Consider the following 5,106-nt stretch of genomic DNA (forward strand, 5'->3'; position numbering starts at 1 on the left):
GTTGAGCACGATCGCGGTCGCCGCGACGACGACCGAGCGGAACGCGATCAGCAGCACGACGAAGCTCGTGACGACCACGAACGCGATGACGAGCGGGAGGTGGGAGGACAGCGCGTCGCCGAAGTCGACGGTGCGTGCGGCGTCGCCGGTCACGCCGGTGGACGTGCTCGGGAGCTCGGCGTGCAGCGCCGGGACGAGGTCGTCGCGCAGCAGGGCGAGGGACGTGGTGGCGTCGGCGCCGCTCGGGTCGCCCGCGACGGGCAGGTCGATGCGTGCCGTGCGGCCGTCGGGGGAGACGGTGAGCGAGGCGTCGGACAGGTCGGCGAACATCCCGCTCGCCTTCGCCTCGGCGACGAGGTGGTCGGTGGCCGCCGTGGTGGCGGCGAGGTCGAGCGGAGCGTCGTCGGACGACCAGACGGCGACCGTGTGGGCCGAGCCCTCCTGCGGGAAGGCGTCGGTCATGGCCACGTACGGCGCGATCGCCGGGACCGACTCGCCCATCGCCTCCATGCTCGCCTCGCCGGTCTTCATGCCCAGCGCGGGCAGCGCGAGGGCGACGAGCGCGAGGCCGGCCAGGACGAGCGAGGCCGCGGGCTTGGCGAGCACCACGCGCATGACCGCCGGCCAGAAGCGCGGCTTGCCGGGGCGGCTCAGGCGGTGCAGGAGCGGGATGCGCGGTCGATCGACCGCGCCGCCGAGCAGGGACAGCAGCGCGGGCAGCACGGTCAGCGACCCGAGGACGGCGACGGCCACGACGAGCATCGTCCCGACCGCCATCGACGTGAACACCGAGGCGCCGGCGAAGAACAGGCCGGCCATCGAGACGATGACGGCGATGCCCGACGTGACGACGGCGCGCCCGCTCGTCGCGGCCGCGACGTCGATCGCGGTGCGCCGGTCCGCGCCGCGGGCCATCTCCTCGCGCATCCGCCGCACGTAGAACAGGGAGTAGTCGACGCCGACAGCCATGCCGACGAGCAGGATGACGCTGCTGAGCGTGTCGGTCGCCGGGATCAGGTGGGACACGAGCGCCGCGAGCCCGATCGCCGACCCGACGGCCGACAGCGCCAGGAGGACGGGGACGCCGGCGGCGACGATCGCGCCGAACGCCAGGAGCAGGATCGCGAACGTGACGGGCAGGCTGAGCATCTCGGCGCGCTCGAAGTCCCCGCTGACCTGCTCGTCGATCGCGACGTCGAGCGACGCGCCGCCGAGCTGGTGGACCTCGAGGCCGGGGTGCTGCGTGGCGACGGACTCGGTCGCGGCGATCACCGGCACGACCTGCTCCGCTGCCTTGGTGTCGGCGTCCGCGCCGGTCGCGGTGCCGACGTCGAGCGTCAGGGGCACGAGCGCGGAGCGGCCGTCGGTCGAGCGGATCGGGTCGCCCGTGCTCGCGACCTCGGGCAGGTCGGCCCAGGCGTCGTGGAGGTCGGACGTCACGGCCGCGAGCTCGGCGTCGGTCAGCACCGTCGGCGCCTGCACCAGCACCCGCTCCGAGGTGTCGGGCGGGAAGCCGGCGCGCTCGAGGGCCACGTCGACCCGGCCGGACTCGCCCGTGCCCTGCTCGGCGCCGGTCTGCGACCGGGTGCCGGCCGCGAGGCCGCCGACGAGCGTCCCGGCGACGAGCAGGATCCACAGCCCGATCGCGGTCCACCGGTGCGTGGCGCTCCAGCGGGCGAGGCGTTGCGCGGCGGGGCCGGGTGGTGGGACGAGGGTCGGCGCGGGCCGTGCGCGTTCCGGGGTGCTGACCGTGGACATGACGGCTCCTTGCGTGGGGTGGGATTCGAGCAGCTCCCACGCTCCCGGAGCGCCGGTCGCCCGTCAGTGACGTAGTCCCACCAACCCGCGGTAGGGCTAGCCCCCCTCTGACGTGCGGGGACGCGAGCGAGGTGAGGCAAGGCTGTCCTGAAAAGGGGCCCTGACCTGCGGGTTAGCCAGCCCTTCCTTGCTAGGCAGGGTGGCGCGAAGGGGTCTAGCGTCGGTGAGGTACGACCCGATCGAGCGTTCCCCCAACCCGTGGAGGTCATCGTGAGCACGCTGATGGAGATGCCCGCGGTCACCGAGTGTTCGGTGGCCGGCTGTTCCTACAACGACCACTCGAGCTGCCACGCGGCGGCTGTCACGATCGGCGGCAGCAGCGGCGACGCGTCCTGCGCCACGTTCATCCCGCTCGGGGTGCGCGGCGGACTCGACAAGGTCGTCACCCACGTCGGCGCCTGCCAGCGATCCGAGTGCACGCACAACTCGTCGCTCGAGTGCACGGCCGCCTCGGTGCGCGTCGGCGCCGGCCACGACCACGCCGACTGCCTGACGTTCAACCCGGCCTGATCCCGAAGACGCGAGAACGGCCGCCCCGGACCGGGGCGGCCGTTCTGCTGTCCGGACGAGATCAGGAGCGGGCCGAGACCTCGATGAGCTCGCGCACGAGCGTCGCGGCGACGGGCACGAGCCCGCGCTCGCCGACGACGAGGGTGGGGTCCTGGGAGCGCAGGGTCGCGGCCTCGTCGAGCGCCCCGATGACGTCGACGTCGACCGCTGACAGGAGCGCAGCGAGCAGCGCCCGCGCGGCCTGCGAGTAGACGCCGCCCGCGTCGACCGCGACCTCGGAGATGATCAGCGCGCTGATCGCGACGTCGAGCTCGGCCGTGCCGATACGGGTGTTGCACCAGTCGACCACTGCGGCGCCGTGCGTCTCCGTGAGGATCACGTTGGCGGGGTGCAGGTCGAGGTGCACGACGACGGTCCCGGCCATCGACTCGGGCCAGGACTGCGACGTCGGCCCGTCCCAGTCCTCGGGGACCGGGAGTGCGTGCAGGCGTGCGTGCAGGTCGGCGAGCAGCGCGGCGGCGTCGTGGATCGAGGTCTCACCGGCCGCGAGGGACTGCAGCAGCGTCGGACCGTGCAGCCGCTCCATGACGATGTCGGACCCGGCCGCGGCGTACACGGCGGGAGCCGGGTAGCCGTGGGCCACCACGTGGCGGACCATCGCGGCCTCGGACGTCGCGTCGCGGCCCTCGCGGTAGCGGCGCAGCACGAGCTTGTCGTCGACCGCGAAGACGTCCGCGGAGTCGCCCGCGGCGAGGAGCGGGCCCGGGTCGGCGCTGCCGAGCAGCTCCTCCGCCGCGGTGTCAGCGGAGGTGTCGGCCGACGTGTCGCCCGGGGCCGACGAGGGCGCCGAGGGTCGGTGTTCGGGGTCGGCGCTGGGGTCGCCAGGGGCCAGTCCTGCGGGAGTCATGCGTTCGACGGTAGGCGCATTTCGTCCGGATGTCCCGCCCGGGTGTTGGTCAAGGGTGGGTCAGGACCGCGCCAGGCGGCTGATCAGGTCCGCAGCGTCGGCAGGTGAGCGCGGGACGTCCACGGACCGGATCCGCACGGGGCAGCGGGTGGCGGAGCGCAGCGGCTCGGCGCCGACGCGGCGGTCGATCTCCCGGCGCAGCAGCGGCACGAGGTCGACCGGGTCCTGCTCGCCGCGGACCAGGACGGCGAAGACGCCGCCGCCCAGCGCGGCCATCGGATGGCCCGCTCCGTAGGTGCTGACCAAGGCCTCACCCACGGCGGCCGACCGGGCGATGCGGACCGACGGCAGGACGTCCCCGGCGGCGACGTCGACCACGACGAGCCGGCCGGGCGTCAGCGACGCGCACGCCTCGCCGATGCGGACCGCGAGGTACTGCCGGGTGGGCAGTCCCGACTCGGGGTCGCGGCACGAGCCCGCGACGACCGCGCCCGCCTGGGCGTCGGCCCAGCCGGCGCACAGGGCGCGCAGCACGGTCGGCGGCGGGTGGTGCGGGCCGAGGGCACCGTAGAGGCACGCGACGTCGTCGATGGTCTCCTCGATGCCGACGCCGATCTCGCCACGTGCCTGCCCGAGGTTCCAGGCCGAGTCGCGGGGGTCGTCGCCGATCGCGACCGCGTAGGCCATGTGCTCGACGGTCGGGTGGTCCCAGTCGGACGCGCGGAGCCAGATCGACGCGAGGCTGCGCGCTCGCCAACGCGCCGCGAGGTCCGCGGGGAGCGTGGCGCTGCCGAGGCGCGCTGGTGTCGTCACGCCGGATGAGAGTCCTGGAGACCCGGTGCGTGACGCCGGTGAACGTTTTTTCACCCACTCAGCCCACACCCAGGTTCGGTTCACCCTATTCGTCCGGTATGGCACTCTGAACGGGGTCATCAACAGGAGGAATCCGCGTGAGCACGGAGGCGAGCACCGAAGACGGGGTCCGGGAGGACGCCAAGCTCATCGCTGCCGTGCGCGGGGGAGACGTCCAGGCGACCGGTCAGCTGTACGAGCGGCACGCCGGCGCAGCGCTCGTCGTCGCCCGCCGCTACACCGACTCCACGGCCGACGCCGAGGACGTCGTCGCCGACTCCTTCGCTGCCGTCTTCCTGGCCCTGCAGCGCGGCAACGGCCCCGACGTCGCGTTCCGCGCCTACCTGTTCACCGTGGTCCGCCGCGTGGCCGGGCTGCAGCGCACGCGCGCGCGCCGGGCGGAGCCGACCGACGACGTCGCGAGCCTCGAGGCAGGCACCGCCTGGGCCGGAACTGCCGAGGAGCCCGCGCTCGAGGGGTTCGAGCGCGGCGTCGTCGCGCGTGCCTTCCACGGCCTGCCCGAGCGCTGGCAGGCGGTCCTCTGGCACACCGAGGTCGAAGGGCTGCAGCCCGCGGAGATCGCGCCGATCCTCGGCCTCACGGCCAACGGGGTCGCGGCGCTCGCCTACCGGGCCCGCGAAGGGTTGCGGCAGGCGTACCTCCAGCAGCACCTGCAGGACCCGCTCGACGACGGGTGTCGCTCGGTCGCCGGCAAGCTCGGCTCGTACGTGCGCGGCGGGCTCGGCACGCGCGAGAGCGGGCAGGTCGAGCAGCACCTCGAGACGTGCGGCGACTGCCGCGCCCTGGTCCTCGAGCTCACGGACGTCAACCACGGCATGCGCGCGGTCATCGCGCCGCTGGTGCTCGGCCTGGCGGGGATGGGTGCGCTCGCGCACCTGCTCCCGGTGGGCGGTGGCCTCGCTGCGGGGGCCGCGCTCGCGTCCGGGCACGGCCAGGGCGCCGCCGCGACGACGGCGACCGCGGGCACGGGTGGCGCTGCCGCGGTCGCCGCGGGCGGC

General features: G+C 74.3%; 5 protein-coding genes. 2 read left to right on the forward strand and 3 right to left on the reverse strand.

The genetic code is table 11. The features are described 5' to 3' along the window. The coding region (locus tag D1825_RS01295) for an MMPL family transporter (protein WP_118765707.1) at positions 1–1,758 on the reverse strand (1,758 nt) is incomplete at its 3' end. A gap of 270 nt (positions 1,759–2,028) precedes the next feature. On the opposite strand from D1825_RS01295, the gene D1825_RS01300 reads away from it, so the two are divergent. After that, entirely contained in the window at positions 2,029–2,328 is a 300-nt protein-coding gene (locus tag D1825_RS01300) for a DUF1540 domain-containing protein (RefSeq protein ID WP_199721453.1), read from the forward strand. Positions 2,329–2,389: 61 nt separating this feature from the next. Here the strand turns inward: D1825_RS01300 and D1825_RS01305 are convergent, their stop codons facing one another. Beyond that, complete coding sequence (locus D1825_RS01305) at positions 2,390–3,235, reverse strand: phosphotransferase (protein WP_118765708.1); 846 nt, start codon at positions 3,233–3,235, stop codon at positions 2,390–2,392. A 60-nt stretch (positions 3,236–3,295) separates the two neighbouring features. Next, the gene (locus D1825_RS01310; RefSeq protein ID WP_118765709.1) at positions 3,296–4,048 is read right to left on the reverse strand and encodes a hypothetical protein; all 753 of its coding nucleotides are present in this window, start codon (positions 4,046–4,048) and stop codon (positions 3,296–3,298) included. A gap of 137 nt (positions 4,049–4,185) precedes the next feature. Between D1825_RS01310 and D1825_RS01315 the strand changes: the two genes are divergently transcribed. After that, on the forward strand, positions 4,186–5,106 hold a 921-nt coding region (locus D1825_RS01315; RefSeq protein ID WP_118765710.1), incomplete at its 3' end, for a sigma-70 family RNA polymerase sigma factor.

The sequence above is a fragment of the Cellulomonas rhizosphaerae genome (genome assembly GCF_003470205.1).
Lineage (GTDB): Bacteria > Actinomycetota > Actinomycetes > Actinomycetales > Cellulomonadaceae > Cellulomonas > Cellulomonas rhizosphaerae.

What these genes read in the sequence shown, in the direction of transcription:
- D1825_RS01305 (WP_118765708.1), bottom strand. Translation starts at nt 3,235, where the DNA reads ATGACTCCCGCAGGACTGGCCCCTGGCGACCCCAGCGCCGACCCCGAA.